Annotated in this window: 16 protein-coding genes; 9 read left to right on the top strand and 7 right to left on the bottom strand. The window is 71.6% G+C overall.

Features of this window, described 5'->3' with window-relative positions:
- Positions 1-36 precede the first annotated feature (36 nt).
- Together rarD and ACSUPV_RS16550 are read right to left on the bottom strand one after the other, a co-directional pair.
- The gene (gene rarD, locus ACSUPV_RS16555) at positions 37-1050 is read right to left on the bottom strand and encodes an EamA family transporter RarD (protein ID WP_436947740.1); all 1014 of its coding nucleotides are present in this window, start codon (positions 1048-1050) and stop codon (positions 37-39) included.
- 129 nt (positions 1051-1179) lie between these two features.
- Positions 1180-2034: an SDR family oxidoreductase gene (locus ACSUPV_RS16550; RefSeq protein WP_037763594.1), complete on the bottom strand. Its 855-nt coding sequence runs from the start codon at positions 2032-2034 to the stop codon at positions 1180-1182.
- A 91-nt stretch (positions 2035-2125) separates the two neighbouring features.
- Here ACSUPV_RS16550 and ACSUPV_RS16545 point away from each other — a divergent pair, with 91 nt between their 5' ends.
- Positions 2126-2506, top strand: a complete 381-nt coding sequence (locus tag ACSUPV_RS16545; RefSeq protein ID WP_031116991.1) for a winged helix-turn-helix transcriptional regulator — start codon at positions 2126-2128, stop codon at positions 2504-2506.
- 30 nt (positions 2507-2536) lie between these two features.
- Here ACSUPV_RS16545 and ACSUPV_RS16540 read toward each other — a convergent pair whose 3' ends face one another.
- The 5 genes from ACSUPV_RS16540 to ACSUPV_RS16520 all read right to left on the bottom strand — a co-directional run bounded on the left by ACSUPV_RS16540 (position 2537) and on the right by ACSUPV_RS16520 (position 9339).
- Positions 2537-3616, bottom strand: coding sequence for a 2-oxoacid:ferredoxin oxidoreductase subunit beta (locus ACSUPV_RS16540; RefSeq protein WP_031116990.1), 1080 nt, complete (start codon positions 3614-3616; stop codon positions 2537-2539).
- Positions 3609-5537: a 2-oxoacid:acceptor oxidoreductase subunit alpha gene (locus ACSUPV_RS16535; RefSeq protein WP_031116989.1), complete on the bottom strand. Its 1929-nt coding sequence runs from the start codon at positions 5535-5537 to the stop codon at positions 3609-3611. The genes ACSUPV_RS16540 and ACSUPV_RS16535 overlap by 8 nt, the downstream gene beginning before the upstream one ends.
- A 158-nt stretch (positions 5538-5695) precedes the next feature.
- Positions 5696-6367, bottom strand: a complete 672-nt coding sequence (locus ACSUPV_RS16530) for a LuxR C-terminal-related transcriptional regulator (RefSeq protein ID WP_436947739.1) — start codon at positions 6365-6367, stop codon at positions 5696-5698.
- A gap of 291 nt (positions 6368-6658) precedes the next feature.
- Complete coding sequence (locus ACSUPV_RS16525) at positions 6659-8020, bottom strand: sensor histidine kinase (RefSeq protein WP_436947738.1); 1362 nt, start codon at positions 8018-8020, stop codon at positions 6659-6661.
- Between the two features lie 110 nt (positions 8021-8130).
- Positions 8131-9339, bottom strand: coding sequence for a sensor histidine kinase (locus tag ACSUPV_RS16520; protein ID WP_436947737.1), 1209 nt, complete (start codon positions 9337-9339; stop codon positions 8131-8133).
- 226 nt (positions 9340-9565) lie between these two features.
- On the opposite strand from ACSUPV_RS16520, the gene ACSUPV_RS16515 reads away from it, so the two are divergent.
- From ACSUPV_RS16515 to ACSUPV_RS16480, 8 genes are read left to right on the top strand one after another with little or no spacing between them, the layout of a single operon-like run.
- Positions 9566-9973, top strand: a complete 408-nt coding sequence (locus ACSUPV_RS16515) for an NADH-quinone oxidoreductase subunit A (protein ID WP_031116983.1) — start codon at positions 9566-9568, stop codon at positions 9971-9973.
- On the top strand, positions 9964-10569 hold the full coding sequence (locus ACSUPV_RS16510) for an NADH-quinone oxidoreductase subunit B (protein WP_037763603.1): 606 nt from the start codon (positions 9964-9966) through the stop codon (positions 10567-10569). Before ACSUPV_RS16515 ends, ACSUPV_RS16510 begins: the two co-directional genes overlap by 10 nt.
- A complete protein-coding gene (locus ACSUPV_RS16505) occupies positions 10566-12278 on the top strand; it encodes an NADH-quinone oxidoreductase subunit C (protein WP_436947736.1) in 1713 nt (570 codons plus the stop codon). The genes ACSUPV_RS16510 and ACSUPV_RS16505 overlap by 4 nt, the downstream gene beginning before the upstream one ends.
- Positions 12275-13243, top strand: coding sequence for a complex I subunit 1/NuoH family protein (locus tag ACSUPV_RS16500; RefSeq protein ID WP_010049241.1), 969 nt, complete (start codon positions 12275-12277; stop codon positions 13241-13243). The genes ACSUPV_RS16505 and ACSUPV_RS16500 overlap by 4 nt, the downstream gene beginning before the upstream one ends.
- A 2-nt stretch (positions 13244-13245) precedes the next feature.
- Complete coding sequence (locus ACSUPV_RS16495) at positions 13246-13911, top strand: 4Fe-4S binding protein (protein ID WP_359784821.1); 666 nt, start codon at positions 13246-13248, stop codon at positions 13909-13911.
- Positions 13908-14594 (top strand): NADH-quinone oxidoreductase subunit J family protein, encoded by a 687-nt coding sequence (locus ACSUPV_RS16490; protein ID WP_051648917.1) that lies wholly within the window; start codon positions 13908-13910, stop codon positions 14592-14594. The genes ACSUPV_RS16495 and ACSUPV_RS16490 overlap by 4 nt, the downstream gene beginning before the upstream one ends.
- Positions 14594-14992 carry an NADH-quinone oxidoreductase subunit NuoK gene (gene nuoK, locus ACSUPV_RS16485; protein WP_031118822.1) on the top strand — a complete coding sequence of 133 codons (399 nt, stop codon included), beginning with the start codon at positions 14594-14596 and terminating at the stop codon, positions 14990-14992. The genes ACSUPV_RS16490 and nuoK overlap by 1 nt, the downstream gene beginning before the upstream one ends.
- A complete protein-coding gene (locus ACSUPV_RS16480) occupies positions 14989-16983 on the top strand; it encodes an NADH-quinone oxidoreductase subunit 5 family protein (protein ID WP_436947735.1) in 1995 nt (664 codons plus the stop codon). The genes nuoK and ACSUPV_RS16480 overlap by 4 nt, the downstream gene beginning before the upstream one ends.
- Position 16984 lies beyond the last annotated feature (1 nt).

Genomic DNA, 16984 nt, shown 5'->3' with positions numbered 1-16984 from the left:
CGGCTCGGCGATCGGCATCTCGGCGGTGACGGCGGTCTACGGCTTGGCGTCCACCGGGTCCGGCCCCGAGGCCACCCTGTCGGCGTTCCGCGCGGCACTGACCGTGCCGGTCGTCCTGGTCGCGCTGGGCGCGCTGATCTCGGTGGTGAGCGCGCGGGAGGTCCGGCGGGCGGCGCGCAGGGCGTCCCAGGTGAGCAGCGTCAACGCCAGCCAGACCAGGGCGAAGCCGGCCCAGCGCTCGGGCGGCATCTCCTCGTGGAAGTAGAGGATGCCCAGCAGGAACTGGAAGACGGGCGTGAGGTACTGCAGCAGGCCGATCGTGGACAGGGGCACGCGGATGGCGGCCGCGCCGAAGCAGACCAGGGGGAGCGCGGTGACGATGCCGGCCGAGGCGAGCAGGGCGGCGTGTCCCGCGCCCTCGGCGGCGAAGGTGGAGCCGCCCTGCGCGGTCAGCCACACCAGGTAGGCGAGCGCGGGCAGGAACTGGATCGCGGTCTCGGCGGCGAGCGACTCGACGCCGCCGAGGTTGACCTTCTTCTTCACCAGGCCGTACGTGGCGAAGGAGAAGGCGAGGCAGAGGGAGATCCACGGGGGCCGGCCGTAGCCGACGGTCAGTACGACGACCGCGGCGCAGCCGGTGCCGACCGCCGCCCACTGCACGGGCCGCAGCCGCTCCTTCAGCAGCAGCACGCCCATCGCGATGGTGACCAGCGGGTTGATGAAGTATCCGAGCGAGGCCTCTACGACGTGCCCCGAGTTCACGGCCCAGATGTACAGGCCCCAGTTGACGGTGATGACCGCCGCGGCGATCGTGATCAGGCCCAGCCTGCGGGGCTGCCGCAGCAGTTCGCCGGCCCAGGCCCAGCGGCGCAGCACGAGCAGGGCGGCGCCCACGAAGACCAGCGACCACACCATCCGGTGGGCCAGGATCTCCATCGCGCCGGCGGGCTTCAGCAGGGGCCAGAACAGGGGCACGAGCCCCCACATCCCGTAGGCCGCGAAGCCGTTCAGCAGTCCTATGTTCCGCTCGCCCCTCGGCTTGCCGGTCACGGGCCCCTCCTTCACACGTCGCGTCCGCGTGCACGACGGTAACGCCGCGCACCCCCGGCTGTCATGTCCGTATCGGCATACGGTCATGACAGCCGGGGGTGGGGTGGCTCAAGAGCCCGCCGGGGGAGTTCAGCCCTTGAGCGCGGCGGTGATGGCCTCGGAGAGCGGGGTCGTCGGACGGCCGGTCAGACGGGACAGGTCTCCGGTGGAGACGACCAGCTCGCCCTTCTCGATGGAGGCGTCGACGCCCGCGAGGATCTGCGCGAACGGCTCCGGCAGGCCCGCCCCGGTCAGGATGCCGACCAGGGCCTCGGGCGAGACGGCGCTGTACACGATCTCCTTGCCGGTCTGCCGGCTCAGCTCGGCCGCGTACTCGGCGAAGCTCCACGGGGTGTCGCCGCCCAGCTCGTACGTCTTGTTCTCGTGTCCCTCGCCGGTCAGTACGGCGACGGCGGCAGCGGCGTAGTCGGCGCGGGAGGCGGAGGAGACCTTGCCCTCGCCGGCGGCGGCGACGACCGCGTTGTGCTCCAGCACCGGGGCGAGGTTCTCGGTGTAGTTCTCGTGGTACCAGCCGTTGCGCAGCAGCGTGTAGGGCACGCCGGAGTCCAGCAGGATCTCCTCGGTGCCGCGGTGGTCGTCGGCGAGCGCGGCGGTCAGGGTGCCCGGGGCGCTGGTGTAGGCGAGCAGGGCGACACCGGCCGCCTTGGCGGCGTCGATGACGACCTTGTGCTGCTGCACGCGGCCCTTGTCGAACTCGTTGCCGGAGACCAGGAGCACCTTGTCACCGGCGGAGAACAGGCCGTCGAAGGAGGCGGGGGCGTTGTAGTCGGCCAGCGCGATCCTCACACCGCGGTCCGCGAAGTCGGCGGCCTTCTCCGCGTTGCGCACGACCGCGGTGATCTGCTCGGCGGGGACCTTCTCCAGCAGCTGCTCCACGACGTGGCGGCCGAGGTGTCCGGTGGCTCCGGTGACGACGATGCTCATGGTGACGACTCTCCTTGTGGGGTGCGATGGCACTAACCATAGGGCGAGCGCTAACTCGTGGAAAGTACCCACTTTGAAGTAAGGTACTGGCATGGCAGTAAGTGACAGTGAGGCGCTGTGCCCGTACCGGCTCGTCCTGGAGCACGTCACCAGCCGGTGGGGCGTCCTCGTCCTGATCCAGCTCCTGGACCGTCCGTACCGGTTCAGCGAGCTGCGCCGGGCGATCGGCACCTACGGGAGCCGCGGCGTCAGCGAGAAGATGCTCACCCAGACCCTCCAGACCCTGGAACGGGACGGCCTGGTCCACCGCGACGCCCGGCCCGTCATCCCGCCCCGCGTCGACTACTCCCTCACCGACCTGGGCCGGGAGGCCGCCGAGCAGGTGCGGTCCCTCGCGCAGTGGACGCACCGGAGGATGGACGACGTGGAGAAGGCACGCCGGGGGTACGACGAGGCCCGGGCCGCTTCGTAGCGGTCCCGGGCCGTGGTGTCCTGCGGCTCGTCAGCCGACGACCGTCCAGGTGTCGCCGCCCGCCAGCAGCGCGCCCAGGTCGCCCTTGCCGTGCTGCTCGATGGCGGTGTCCAGCTGGTCGGCCATCTGCGTGTCGTAGACGGGCCGGTCGACGGAGCGGAACACGCCGATCGGGGTGTGGTGCAGGGTGTCCGGGTCGGCGAGCCGGGACAGCGCGAACGCCGTCGTCGGGGACGGGGAGTGCGTGTCGTGGACGAGCACCTGGTCCTCGTTCTCCGGCGTCACCGCGACCACCTTCAGATCACCGGTCAGCTGGTCCCGCACGACACCCTTGGCCAGGTCGGCGCCGAAGCGGATCGGCTTGCCGTGCTCCAGGCGGATCACGGCCTCCTCGGCCTGCTGCTTGTCCTTGAGGGCGTCGAAGGCGCCGTCGTTGAAGATGTTGCAGTTCTGGTAGATCTCGATCAGCGCCGTGCCCTGGTGGGCGGAGGCCTGGCGCAGCACCTCCGTCAGGTGCTTGCGGTCCGAGTCCACCGTCCGCGCCACGAAGGACGCCTCCGCGCCGATCGCCAGCGACACCGGGTTGAACGGCGCGTCCAGCGAGCCCATCGGCGTCGACTTCGTGATCTTCCCGACTTCGGAGGTCGGCGAGTACTGGCCCTTGGTCAGACCGTAGATCCGGTTGTTGAACAGCAGGATCTTGAGGTTGACGTTGCGCCGCAGCGCGTGGATCAGGTGGTTGCCGCCGATGGACAGCGCGTCGCCGTCACCGGTGACCACCCACACCGACAGATCGCGGCGCGAGCTGGCCAGACCCGTGGCGATGGCCGGGGCGCGGCCGTGGATGGAGTGCATCCCGTACGTGTTCATGTAGTACGGGAAGCGGGAGGAGCAGCCGATGCCCGAGACGAAGACGATGTTCTCCTTCGCCAGCCCCAGTTCGGGCATGAAGCCCTGCACCGCGGCGAGGATGGCGTAGTCGCCGCAGCCGGGGCACCAGCGCACTTCCTGATCGGACTTGAAGTCCTTCATCGACTGCCTGCCCTCGGCCTTGGGGACGAGGGAAAGCGCTTCGATGGTGCCCGTGCCTTGCGTGGACGTCTCAGCCATCGATGGCCTCCTTCAGAGCCGCGGCGAGCTGCTCCGCCTTGAACGGCATGCCGTTGACCTGGTTGTACGAGTGGGCGTCGACCAGGTACTTCGCCCGGATGAGCGTGGCGAGCTGCCCGAGGTTCATCTCGGGGATCACCACCTTGTCGTAACGCTCCAGCACCGCGCCCAGATTCCGCGGGAAGGGGTTCAGGTGGCGCAGGTGCGCCTGCGCGATGGACTCCCCGGCTCTGCGCAGCCGCCGCACCGCCGCCGTGATCGGCCCGTACGTCGAACCCCAGCCGAGCACCAGGGTCCGGGCGCCGTCCGGGTCGTCCACCGCCAGGTCCGGGACGTCGATGCCGTCCACCTTCGCCTGCCGGGTGCGCACCATGAAGTCGTGGTTGGCCGGGGCGTAGGAGATGTTGCCCGTGCCGTCCTCCTTCTCGATGCCGCCGATCCGGTGCTCCAGACCCGGCGTGCCCGGGATCGCCCACGGGCGGGCCAGCGTGTGCGGGTCCCGCTTGTACGGCCAGAACACCTCGGTGCCGTCGTCGAGCGTGTGGTTCGGCCCCTGCGCGAACTGCACCCCGAGGTCCGGCAGCTCCTCCAGGTCCGGGATCCGCCACGGCTCGGAGCCGTTGGCCAGATAGCCGTCGGACAGCAGGAACACCGGCGTCCGGTACGTCAGCGCGATCCGCGCCGCCTCCAGCGCGGCGTCGAAGCAGTCCGCCGGCGTACGCGGCGCCACCACCGGCACCGGCGCCTCGCCGTTGCGCCCGAACATCGCCTGCAGCAGGTCCGCCTGCTCGGTCTTGGTGGGCAGACCCGTCGACGGGCCGCCACGCTGGATGTCCACGATCAGCAGCGGCAGCTCCAGGGAGACCGCGAGGCCGATCGTCTCGGACTTCAGCGCCACACCCGGGCCGCTCGTCGTCGTCACGGCCAGCGAACCGCCGAAGGCCGCGCCCAGCGCCGCCCCGATCCCGGCGATCTCGTCCTCGGCCTGGAAGGTCCGCACGCCGAAGTTCTTGTGCTTGCTCAGCTCGTGCAGGATGTCCGACGCCGGGGTGATCGGGTAGGACCCCAGATACAGCGGCAGATCCGCCTGCCGCGAGGCCGCGATCAGGCCGTAGGAGAGGGCGAGGTTGCCGGAGATGTTGCGGTACACACCCGGAGGGAACGCCGTGGCCGCCGGGGCGACCTCGTAGGAGACCGCGAAGTCCTCCGTCGTCTCGCCGAAGTTCCAGCCGGCCCGGAAGGCGGCGATGTTGGCCGCCGCGATGTCGGGCTTCTTCGCGAACTTCGACCTGAGGAACTTCTCCGTGCCCTCGGTGGGCCGGTGGTACATCCAGCTGAGCAGGCCCAGCGCGAACATGTTCTTGCTGCGCTCGGCCTCCTTGCGGGTGAGGTCGAACTCCTTCAGCGCCTCCACGGTCAGCGTGGTCAGCGGCACCGGATGGACCTGGTAGCCGTCCAGCGACCCGTCCTCCAGAGGGGACGCCTGGTAGCCGACCTTCTGCATCGCGCGCTTGGTGAACTCGTCCGTGTTGACGATCACCTCGGCGCCGCGCGGCAGGTCGCCGATGTTCGCCTTCAGCGCGGCCGGATTCATCGCCACCAGCACGTTCGGCGCGTCACCGGGCGTGAGGATGTCGTGGTCCGCGAAGTGAAGCTGGAAGGACGACACGCCCGGCAGGGTCCCGGCGGGCGCCCGGATCTCGGCCGGGAAGTTCGGCAGCGTCGACAGGTCGTTGCCGAACGACGCGGTCTCCGAGGTGAAGCGGTCACCGGTGAGCTGCATACCGTCACCCGAGTCCCCCGCGAACCTGATGATCACCCGGTCCAGGCGCCGGACGTCCTTGGCGCCCGCCGCTTTGCGCTGCTCTCCTACGACTGCTCCGTCGGCCTGCTCCGCTGGGCTACTGACCTGGCTGGTCACTGAACTGGACCTCCCTCGAGGCGGCTGTCCGGGAGAGACCTTCCCGCAGGCCCTCCCAGGATCAACCCTACGACCGCAAGGGTCGCGTTCTTCGGGTCATTCGGATGTTGGACACGACTTTGAGACGTTCGAGCGCCCTGACGCGCATGCCGGGAGTTTCATGAATTGAGGTACGTCAGCACGGCCAGGACCCGGCGGTGGTCGCCCTCGCTCGGGGACAGCCCCAGCTTGAGGAAGATGTTGCTGACGTGCTTCTCGACGGCTCCGTCGCTGACCACGAGCTGCCGCGCGATCGCCGAGTTCGTCCGCCCCTCGGCCATCAGCCCCAGCACCTCGCGTTCCCGCGGCGTGAGCCCCGCCAGCACGTCCTGCTTGCGGCTGCGGCCCAGCAGCTGCGCGACCACCTCCGGGTCCAGGGCCGTCCCGCCCTCGGCCACCCGCACCACCGCGTCCACGAACTCCCGCACCTCGGCCACGCGGTCCTTCAGCAGGTAGCCGACACCCCGGCTGGACCCGGCGAGCAGCTCCGTGGCGTAGCGCTCCTCCACGTACTGCGACAGCACCAGCACCCCGAGCCCCGGGTGCGCCTTGCGCAGCTGCACCGCGGCCCGCACCCCCTCGTCGGTGTGCGTCGGCGGCATCCGTACGTCGGCGACGACGACATCCGGCAGCTCACCCTGCGCGTCCAGCTCGGTGATGGTCTTGATCAGTGCCTGGCCGTCACCGACCCCGGCGACGACCTCGTGCCCGCGGTCGGTCAGCAGCCGGGTCAGGCCCTCCCTGAGCAGCACTGAATCCTCGGCGATGACCACCCGCACCCTGTCCTCCACGATCTTCGGCCCCCCACAGCCCGACGCCGCCCGTCCGCGGCCCACAACGGCTCCGCGCCCACCCGTGCGACGGGTCCAGCATTTCAGCATCCGGGGGTGGATGGGGGCGGGCGACGCGAATCGAATGTGGGGGGCCGGGCTCCGGTATGCCGGGTTCCGAGGTGCCGGACCCTCGATGGCTCGGGCTTCGAACGCCGGCGGAGGGAAGGGAAAGCGGAGGGAAGGGAAAAGGCCGGGCCAGGGAGTTCGCCCCCTGGCCCCTTGGCCGCGGGGGCCGGACCCCCGCCGAGGTCACCGCACGTGCTCACCGCGCCACGGCAGCTCCGCCGTCACCCGGGTCGGCCCGCCCGCCGGCGAGTCCACCACCAGGATCCCGTCCACCGCGTCGAGCCGCTCCGCCAGCCCCGCCAGCCCGGACCCCTGGGACGTGTCGGCCCCGCCCACGCCGTTGTCCACGACCTGCAGCATCAGCCGGTTCTCCGTCCGCCACACCTCCACGCCCGCCCAGGTCGCCCGCGCGTGCTTGCTGACGTTCTGCAGCAACTCCGAGACCGTGAAGTACGCGATCCCCTCGATCGCCGGCGCGGGCCGCTCCGCCAGATCCACCTCGACCTGCACCGGCACCGTGCAGCGCGAGGCGACCGCCGACAGGGCCGCGTCCAGTCCCCGGTCCGTCAGCACCGCCGGGTGGATGCCCCGGGCCAGGTCCCGCAGCTCCTGCAGCGCGGTCTTCACCTCGCCGTGCGCCTCGTCCACCATCCGCACGGCCGCCTCCGGATCCTCCTGGAGCTTCTCCTTCGCCAGCCCCAGATCCATGGCCAGCGCCACCAGCCGGGCCTGCGCGCCGTCGTGCAGATCCCGCTCGATGCGCCGCAGGTCGGCGGCGGCCGTGTCGACCACGACCCCCCGGTCCGACTCCAGCTCCACCACCCGCGAGGCCAGCCGCGACGGCCCGAGCAGCCCGTGCACCAGCAGCCGGTCCACCATCGTCAGCGCCCGCACGATCCACGGCGTGGCAATCGTGAAGAGCAGCCCCACCAGCGCCGTCACCGTGATCTCGAAGGGGTTGTCGAGATAGACCCGGTGCGTCTCGTCGCCGTACAGCTGGACCCCGTCCTGACCGGCGTACATCGGGAACACCCAGAACCACAGCGGGTACGTCAGCAGCCCCCAGCCCAGCGCCCACACGTTCACCGAGACGACGAACGAGAACACCGCCCAGGGCAGATGCAGCACCGCGTACAGCAGGGCCCGCCACGAGACGCCGCTCTTGAGGACGGCACCCATCCACGCCATGACGCCCGGCTTCTTCGTCCGCAGCGGCTCCGGCTCGGCCACCTCCAGGCCCAGCAGCCCCCGCGCCCGCATCCGCTCCAGCGCCCCGAAGCCGCGGCACCCGGCGAGCGCCGCCGCCAGCACCGGAATGCCGAGGAACGTCACCAGCAGGCCCACCCCGAGCGACACCATCGTGACCGCGTAGGTGAACAGCAGGATGCTGATCGGCAGGCTGAGCAGCACATGGGCGAGCTCGCGCCAGGTGCGGTCCTCGACGGGCGCCCGCAGCGCGGCGGGCAGCCGGTGCCGCCGTTCGGTGCTCGCGGGGAACCCGGACCCGCTGTCGAGCCCGTATCCCTGTCCGTACTCCGTGGCCATCGGCGTCGTCCTTCTCCTCGTCCTGCGGCTGTTCCCTCGTACCTCCACCCTGCTCCGCCGCAGGTCGGCGGACCATGGAGTCCGTCGGCGTCTTGGACGGGGGGTTTTCCCTACCCGGCGGCCCCGGACCGGTCGCGCCACGGCAGTTCCGCCGTGACCGTCGTCGGGCCACCCTCGGGCGACTCCAGGACGAACAGGCCGTCGACGGCGTCCAGCCGGTCGGCCAGGCCCTTCATCCCCGTACCGCCGTCGAGGCGCGCGCCTCCGCGGCCGTCGTCCCGCACCTGTATGAGCAGCCGGTCGGCCGTCCGCCACACATCCACCGACGCCGACTTCGCCCGGCTGTGCTTGCTGACGTTCTGCAGCAGCTCCGAGACGGTGAAGTAGGCGATGCCCTCGATGGCCGCGGCGGGCCGGGCCGGCAGGTCGACCGTCACCTTCACCGGCACCGTGCAGCGGGAGGCGACCGATGACAGCGCCGCGTCCAGGCCGCGGTCGGTCAGGACCGCCGGGTGGATGCCGCGGGCCAGGTCCCGCAGCTCCTGGAGCGCCAGCTTCACCTCGCCGTGCGCCTCCTCGACCATCGCGGCCGCCGCGTCGGGGTCCTCCAGCACCTTCTCCTTGGCCAGGCCGAGCCCCATGGCCAGCGCCACCAGCCGGGCCTGCGCCCCGTCGTGCAGATCCCGCTCGATGCGCCGCAGGTCGGCCGCCGCCGTGTCGACCACGACCCCCCGGTCGGACTCCAGCTCGGCGATGCGCCGCTCCAACTCGTCGGAGGGCGACAGCAGGCCGCGGACCATGGCCCGGTCGGCGTTGGCCAGACCCCGCGCGATGAACGGCAGCACCGGCCACAGCACGAACAGCGAGGTCAGCGTGATCGTGAAGGTGAGGACGCCCCACGGCAGCCGGATGAACTCGTACAGGACCGTGCGCCAGCCCACCGGGTCCTTCAGCTGCATCCACAACCGCTGGAAGAAGCCGCCCCCGCCGCGCAGCCGCAGCCGGCTCGGCTCGTCCACCCGCACCCCGAGCAGCGCCCTGGCCCGCGCCCGCTCCATCCTGCCCAGCTGCCGCGCGCCCATGAGGCCGGCCGCGAGCAGCGGGAACCCGACCACCGTGACGGTCAGCCCGAAACCGGTGAACAGCATCGTGACGACATAGGTGAATCCGAGCAGCGCCACCGGAAGGTTCGCCAGGAGGTGCGCGATCTCCTTCCAGGTGTGCCGGTCGTAGGCGAGACGGGCCGGTGGCGGACGGTCGTCCTGTCCGGCCGCCGACGCGGCCGGTCTGGTGCCCGCGGACGGGATGCGTTCGGTCATATGCGTTAGCGTGCCCGGCGGTGGGCGGCCGCGCCATGAGGTGCGCCGCCAGGATCACCTGAGGAAAACCCCACCCCCGCATGCCAGGGCGTGACGGGCTGCTTACCCTGCCTTTATCAGGGCCTAGACTCCCGTGCGTACAGATCGTCGAACGGCGGCGTCCAGGATGAGCCGCGGGATCGGCGCAGGATCCAGGTCCGATTTTCTGAGGGAGCGAGGGACGGACGTGCCGGAACCGACCGTCGTCACCACGACCGTCGTCGCGGCGGACTACTTCCAGTCCTATTCGGTCGTCGGACTGCTCGCCGTCGTCGGCGTGCTGTTCGTCGCCGTCGCCTTCGGGGCCGGCCGCCTGCTGCGGCCCGTGGTCCCCACGCCCGAGAAGCTCCTGACGTACGAGTGCGGCGTCGACCCCGTGGGCGAGGGCTGGGCCCACACCCAGGTCCGCTACTACGTCTACGCCTTCCTCTATGTGATCTTCGCCGTCGACTCGATCTTCCTGTTCCCCTGGGCGACCGTCTTCGCCGCCCCCGGCTACGGCGCGACGACCCTGGTCGAGATGTTCATCTTCCTCGGCTTCCTGGCCGTGGGCCTGCTCTACGCATACAAGAAGGGCGTCCTCACATGGACGTGACCCCCGAGCCTGTTCTGCTGCCCGAGCCGAAGCGGCTGGGTGCCCTCGCGCGCCTCGCGCCCGAGCCGATGAAGGTGATCCTCAACTGGGGCCGCCGCTACTCGCTCTGGGTCTTCAACTTCGGTCTCGCCTGCTGCGCCATCGAGTTCATCGCCGCGTCGATGGCCCGCCACGACTTCATCCGTCTCGGTGTCATCCCGTTCGCGCCGGGCCCCCGCCAGGCCGACCTGATGGTGGTCTCCGGCACGGTCACGGACAAGATGGCCCCGGCCGTGAAGCGCCTCTACGAGCAGATGCCGGAACCCAAGTACGTCATCTCCTTCGGCGCGTGCAGCAACTGCGGCGGCCCCTACTGGGACTCGTACTCCGTCACCAAGGGCGTCGACCAGATCATCCCCGTCGACGTCTACGTCCCCGGCTGCCCGCCCCGGCCCGAGGCACTGCTCCAGGGCATCCTCAAGCTCCAGGAGAAGATCGCCCGCGAGTCGCTGGGGGAGCGCTACGGCACGGACCGCCCCTCGGCGGCCGCGCTGCAGAGCGGTCTGGTGCGGCCGCCGGCTCCGGTCACCGACCCGACGTCGAGGGAGGGACGATGACCGCGGCCGGCTGGCTGCCCGCCGACGTCGGCGAACTCTTCGGCCCGGACGCCACGGCCGAGGAGTCCTACGAGGTCCTGACCGTCGACGTCCCCCCGGCCACCTGGATCTCCGCCCTGGAGACCGCACGCGACCGGCTCGGCTGCACCTACTTCGACTGGCTCAGCGCGGTCGACGAACCGGGCACCGGCTTCCGCGTCACGGCACACGTCGCCGCCCTGGCCCCGCTGCGCCGTCTCCTCCTGCGCACCACCGTCCCGCACGAGGCGCCCGCCCTGCCCTCGGCGGTCGATGTCTACGCGGGCGCCGCCTGGCACGAACGCGAGACGCACGAGATGTTCGGCGTCACCTTCGAAGGCCACCCGGCGCTGGACCACCTCCTCCTGCCCGAGAACTTCGAAGGCCACCCCCTGCGCAAGGACTTCGTCCTGGCCGCACGCGTCGCCAAGGCCTGGCCCGGCGCCAAGGAACCCGGCGAGTCGGAGCACGGCGGCCCCAAGCGCCGCCAGATGCTCCCGCCCGGCGTCCCCGACCCGAACGAGTGGGGCCCCCTGAAGGGCCAACTCCCCCCGGCCCCCGCCCGCCCGTCCCGCGGCGCGGCCCGCCCGGCAGGCGACCGCCCGACCCGAGCGGCCCGCCCCGCGGGCGACCGTCCGGTACGGCGAACACGGACGGCATCGGAGGGCTCGGCGAGCCAGGCCGCCGCCGTCGACCCGGGCACGCCGTCTCCGACCGGTCCGCGTCGCGCTCGTACGGCGGCGGAGGGTTCGGCGAGCCAGGCTGCTGCTGGTGACCCGGGCGCGCCGTCTTCGACCGGTCCGCGTCGCGCTCGTACGGCGGCGGAGGGTTCGGCGAGCCAGGCTGCTGCTGGTGACCCGGGCACGCCGTCTTCGACCGGTCCGCGTCGCGCTCGTACGGCGGCGGAGGGTTCGGCGAGCCAGGCTGCTGCTGGTGACCCGGGCGCGCCGTCTTCGACCGGTCCGCGTCGCGCTCGTACGGCGGCGGAGGGTTCGGCGAGCCAGGCCGCGGCCGGGACTACCGGGCCGGAGTCGGCGCCGTCCCGGGATGCCGGGCCCTCGACCGCGGAGAGTGGACCCGCCACTGCGGAGACCGGACCCGCCACTGCGGAGACCGGACCCGCCTCCGCGGAGACTGGGCCCTCGTCCGCTGAGGCCGGGGCTTCCTCCGCTGAGGCCGGGGCCTCGGCTCCGTCGGTGGGGCCGCGGCGCGCGCGGAGCGCGAGCGAAGGGTCGGCGTCGCAGCGGACAGGGGCGGACAGCCCGGCCGGCCCGCGCCGGGCGCGCAGCGCGTCGGAGGGCAGCGCGAGTCAACGCGCCGCATCCGACCGCGGTGACGGCGACAGCGGCACCGACAGGCGCAGTGACGGCCGGTCGGGCAGCGCCCCGCGCACTCCGCGCAGCTCGGACGCCCCCTGGCACCACGCCCGCCCGGCCTTCGACGAACCGGAACCCGAACCGTCGCCGGAGGCCGCGCCGTTGCCGGCCCCCGAGCCGTCGCCCGACCGGGAGCCGCCCGAGCGTCCGCAGACCACCGAATCTCCAGGCACCACGGAACCTTCGGAGACCCCAGAGACCCAGGAGACCTCGGAGGCCCCGGAAGACAACCCCAAGCCCACGGACGACCCCGAAGACCCCAAAGGTCCCATGGACCCAACTGGTCCCACCGATCCCACAGGAGGCCCGCGGTGAACGACGTGCTCGACGTCACCCTGCGACTCCTGATCGTCTTCGTCGTCTTCCTCACCTTCCCCCTGATCATCGGCCAGACCGAGCACAAGGTCATGGCCCACATGCAGGGCCGCCTCGGCCCCATGTACGCCGGCGGCTTCCACGGCTGGGCCCAGCTGATCGCCGACGGCGTGAAGTTCGCGCAGAAGGAGGACGTCGTCCCCGCGGGCGCCGACCGCCGTATCTTCCAACTGGCCCCAGCCGTCGCCCTCCTGCCCTACCTCCTCGTCCTGCTCGCCATCCCGATCGGCCCCGACGAGGGAGCGGTCGGGCAGGTCATCGACGCCGGCGTCTTCTTCGTGCTGGCCGTCATGGGCGTCGGCGTCCTCGGCTCGCTCATGGCCGGCTGGGCGTCCGCGAACAAGTTCTCCCTCCTCGGCGGACTGCGCACCGCCGCACAGCTCCTCGCCTACGAACTGCCGATGCTCCTCACCGCCGCCTCGGTGGCGATGGCGGCCGGCACCGTCTCGATCCCCGGCATCCTCGACGCCTTCGAGTGGTGGTGGCTGCCCTGGCAGATCGTCGGCGCGATCGTCTTCTTCGTGGCCGGCCTCGCCGAACTCCAGCGCCCGCCCTTCGACATGCCCGTCGCCGACTCGGAGATCATCTTCGGCGCCTACACCGAGTACACCGGCCTTCGCTTCGCCCTGTTCCTCCTCGCCGAGTACGCCGGGATCGTCGTCCTGTGCGGCCTGACCACCGTCCTCTTCCTGGGCGGCTGGCACGGCCCCTGGGGCGCCGACGGCCTCGGCTGGGTCTGGACCCTGCTGAAGACCGCCGTCCTCGCCTTCCTCGTGATCTGGCTGCGCGTCACCTACCCGCGCCTGCGCGAGGACCAGCTCCAGAAGCTCTCCTGGACCCTCCTCGTCCCCCTCTCCCTCGCCCAGATCGCCCTCACCGGCATCGTCAAGGTGGTGATCCAGTAACCATGGCCCCCATTCCAGGAAGCGGCCTGGCCAAGGGCCTGGCCGTCACCCTCCGCACGATGACGAAGAAGTCCGTCACCGCGCAGTACCCGGACGCCCAGCCCGACCTCCCGCCCCGCACCCGGGGTGTGATCGGCCTGTTCGAGGAGAACTGCACGGTCTGCATGCTGTGCGCCCGTGAGTGCCCGGACTGGTGCATCTACATCGACTCCCACAAGGAGACCGTCCCTCCGGCGGCCCCGGGTGGCCGCGAACGCAGCCGCAACGTCCTCGACCGCTTCGCCATCGACTTCTCCCTGTGCATGTACTGCGGTATCTGCATCGAGGTCTGTCCTTTCGACGCCCTGTTCTGGTCCCCGGAGTTCGAGTACGCCGAGACCGACATCCGCGACCTCACCCACGAGCGCGACAAGCTCCGCGAGTGGATGTGGACCGTCCCCGCCCCGCCGGCCCTCGACCCCGGCGCGGAGGAGCCCAAGGAACTCGCCGCCGCCCGCAAGGCCGCGGAGAAGCTGGCGGCCCAGCAGTCCCCGCCGCCCACCGAACCGCACGCCGACGAGCAGGCCCGCGCCGCCGAACAGCCCACCCGCCCCCAGGGCGACTCCAAGCAGCAGATCGACCAGCCGAAGCCGGAGCAGTCGACCCCGCGGCAGGAGGGACAGGAATGACCCTCGCCGCAACCGTCGGCATCCTCGCGACGGGCCCGATCCCGATCACCACGGCCGCCGCCGACACCCACGGCTTCCTCTCCCCGACCGGCGTCGAGATCGCCTTCCTCCTCGTCGGCCTGGTCACCTTCGGCGCCGCGATCGTCACCGTCACCACCCGGCAGCTCGTGCACGCCGCCCTGTGGCTGGTGGTGACCCTCGGCGGCCTGGCCGTCGAGTACCTCCTGCTCACCGCCGAGTTCATCGCCTGGGTGCAGGTCCTCATCTACGTCGGATCCGTCGTCGTCCTCCTCCTGTTCGGACTGATGCTCACCCGGGCCCCCATCGGCCGCTCCCCGGACGCCGACTCCGGCAACCGCTGGGCCGCCCTCACCGTGGCCGTCGCCTCCGCTGCCGCCCTGGTCTGGGTCGTCGTCGACGCCTTCCGCACCACCTGGATCGACCTGGACGGCCCCGCCGCCGGCTCCACCGAGGCCACCGGCGCGAGCCTCTTCCAGAACTGGGTCCTCCCCTTCGAGGCCCTCTCCGTCCTCCTCCTCGCCGCCCTGGTCGGCGCGATCGTCCTGTCCCGCAAGGCGAAGGCCGGGGCCGCGACCACGGCCGAAAGCACGTCGGCCGCCCGGAGCGAGAAAGACCCCCGGACCGAGAAGGGCTCCCGGAGCGAGAAGGAAGGGACCCGCTGATGCACCTCGCCTATCCCGCCGTGCTCTCCGCCCTCCTGTTCTGCACGGGCCTGTACGGTGTCCTCGCCCGCCGCAACGCGATCCTGGTCCTGATGTCGGTCGAGCTGATGCTCAACGCCGTCAACCTCAACCTGGTCGCCTTCGACGTCTGGCTCAGCAAGACCGCCGAGGAGACCCTGCACTCCGGCCAGGCCCTCACTCTGTTCACCATCGCCATCGCCGCCGCCGAGATCGGCATCGGCCTGGCCATCGTCCTCGCCGTGCACCGCAACCGCGGCACCGCGGACATCGACAAGCTCCGCGACACCTCCGAGCGGCACGACCCCGACGGCCCCGACAGCGACGCCCTCGCGGCCGAGCAGTCCGGCGAGGCCCAGAAGGCTGAGGCCACCGCGTGACCACGACCACCCTCGCCGTCCTCGTCCCCCTCCTTCCGTTCCTCGGTGCCGTCGCCGGCCTGCTCCTGGGCCGCACCGCACCCGGCTTCGTCCGCCCCCTCGCCGTCCTGCCGACGCTCACCGCCCTGGTACTCGCCGCGCTGGTCGCCGCGCGCCAGGGCGGCGACGCGGCCGTCGACGCGGCCACGGAACTCACCCCCACCGGCTCCGTCCCGATCGAACTCGCCCTGCACATCGACGGCTTCGCCGCGCTCGTCGCCGTCCTGGTCGGCCTGGTCGCCTCCTGCGTGCAGATCTACTCGACGGGCTACCTGCGCGACGACCCGCGCTACCCCTCGTACGCCGCCCTCGTCTCCCTGTTCACCTCCGCGATGCTCCTGGTCGTCTACTCCGGCGACCTGATCGTGCTGCTGGTCGGCTGGGAAGTCATGGGCATCTGCTCCTACTTCCTGGTCGGCCACTACTGGGAGACCCCGGAAGCCCGGGCCGCCTCCCTCAAGGCGTTCCTGGTCACCAAGCTCGGCGACGTCCCCTTCCTGATCGGCCTGTTCGCCCTGGCCACCGACGCCGGCTCCTTCCGCATCACCCGGGTCCTCGGCGCCGTCGCGAGCGGCTCGCTCGACCACCCGACGCTGATCGCCCTGTTGCTCCTCGCGGGCGTGGCGGGCAAGTCGGCGCAGTTCCCGCTGCACACCTGGCTCCCCGACGCGATGGCGGGCCCGACCCCCGTCTCCGCGCTGATCCACGCGGCGACGATGGTCGCCGCGGGTGTCTACTTCATCGCCCGTCTCCTCCCGCTCTTCGAGGCCTCCCAGGCCGCGATGGTGGTGCTCGCCGTCATGGCCGCCGTCACGATGGCCGGCTCGGCGCTCGCCGCGCTCGCCCAGGACGACATCAAGCGCGTCCTCGCCTACTCGACGATCGGGCAGCTCGGCTACATGTCCGGCGCCCTCGCCGTCGGCGACCGCGGAGCCGCCGTCTTCCACCTCCTGTCCCACGGCGCCTTCAAGGCGCTGCTGTTCCTCGCGGCCGGCGTGATCATCCACGCCGCCGGCACCAACTCCCTGGCCGCGATGTCCCGCATGCGGAACCTGCGCGACCGGATCCCCGACGCGTACTGGACGATGACCGTGGCGCTGCTCGCGCTCGCCGCGATCCCGCCGTTCAGCGGCTTCTTCTCCAAGGAGGCCGTCCTCGGCGTCGCCGAACACGTCGTCACCGGGCACACCGAGCACGCTCCCGCCGCCGCGGGCTGGATCGTCCTCGTCGCGGGCCTGGTCACGGCCGTGCTCACCGCCGCCTACGCGATGCGCCTGTGGCTGCTGGCCTTCCGGGGCCGGGGCGCCGAAGCCCCCGACCACGGCAGGCAGCCGCTGACCATGACCGTCGTGCTGTGGGTGCTGGCCGTCCCCTCCCTGGCCCTCGGCGGGTTCGCGTTCCGCCTGCTGCCCGACTGGTTCGACGGCCGTGACCTCAGCCCGACCCTGACCACCTCCGTGCTCGGCACGGGCGTGGCCCTGGTCGGCGGCATCGTCACCTACGCCGCCTGGCGGCACACCACCGCGCTCACCGCACGCGTCCTGCTGGGAGCCGTCGCGGCCCACCCGGAGGGCGACGCCGCCCAGGTCGAGGCGGAAGCCATCGCCACCCACGAACCGGCCTACGGCGACATCGCCTACGCACCCGACCCCGCGGACCCGGGACGGCTGCTGCTCGGCCCCCTGCACCGGCACGCGGCCGCCGGCTTCCACCTGGACGCCCTGTACAGGACCCTCTTCGTCCGCCCGGTCCAGGCCGGAGCGAGCCTCGTCCGGTTCCTGGACCGCGAGGTCGTCGAGACCTACGTACGCGGTGCGGGCGCCCTGCCCCGCTGGCTCGGCACCGCCGTACGACGCGCCCAGACCGGCAACGTCCAGACCTATGTGAGCGCGCTGCTCGCCGGCACCGTCGTCCTCGCGGTCGCCGTCGTCCTCGTCGCCACGGGAGCGTGAG

Origin of the sequence: Streptomyces sp. SudanB52_2052 (assembly GCF_964272415.1) — a bacterium.
Lineage (GTDB): Bacteria > Actinomycetota > Actinomycetes > Streptomycetales > Streptomycetaceae > Streptomyces > Streptomyces olindensis.
Note: the sequence above shows the minus strand (reverse complement) of the source record. Positions and strands in the feature narration are given on the sequence as shown.

Bases quoted from the DNA above. Each gene is read 5' to 3' on its own strand.
- ACSUPV_RS16550 (WP_037763594.1), bottom strand. From the start codon at position 2,034: ATGAGCATCGTCGTCACCGGAGCCACCGGACACCTCGGCCGCCACGTC.
- ACSUPV_RS16545 (WP_031116991.1), top strand. From the start codon at position 2,126: ATGGCAGTAAGTGACAGTGAGGCGCTGTGCCCGTACCGGCTCGTCCTG.
- ACSUPV_RS16540 (WP_031116990.1), bottom strand. From the start codon at position 3,616: ATGGCTGAGACGTCCACGCAAGGCACGGGCACCATCGAAGCGCTTTCC.
- ACSUPV_RS16525 (WP_436947738.1), bottom strand. From the start codon at position 8,020: ATGGCCACGGAGTACGGACAGGGATACGGGCTCGACAGCGGGTCCGGG.
- ACSUPV_RS16520 (WP_436947737.1), bottom strand. From the start codon at position 9,339: ATGACCGAACGCATCCCGTCCGCGGGCACCAGACCGGCCGCGTCGGCG.
- ACSUPV_RS16510 (WP_037763603.1), top strand. From the start codon at position 9,964: ATGGACGTGACCCCCGAGCCTGTTCTGCTGCCCGAGCCGAAGCGGCTG.
- ACSUPV_RS16505 (WP_436947736.1), top strand. From the start codon at position 10,566: ATGACCGCGGCCGGCTGGCTGCCCGCCGACGTCGGCGAACTCTTCGGC.
- ACSUPV_RS16495 (WP_359784821.1), top strand. From the start codon at position 13,246: ATGGCCCCCATTCCAGGAAGCGGCCTGGCCAAGGGCCTGGCCGTCACC.
- ACSUPV_RS16490 (WP_051648917.1), top strand. From the start codon at position 13,908: ATGACCCTCGCCGCAACCGTCGGCATCCTCGCGACGGGCCCGATCCCG.
- nuoK (WP_031118822.1), top strand. From the start codon at position 14,594: ATGCACCTCGCCTATCCCGCCGTGCTCTCCGCCCTCCTGTTCTGCACG.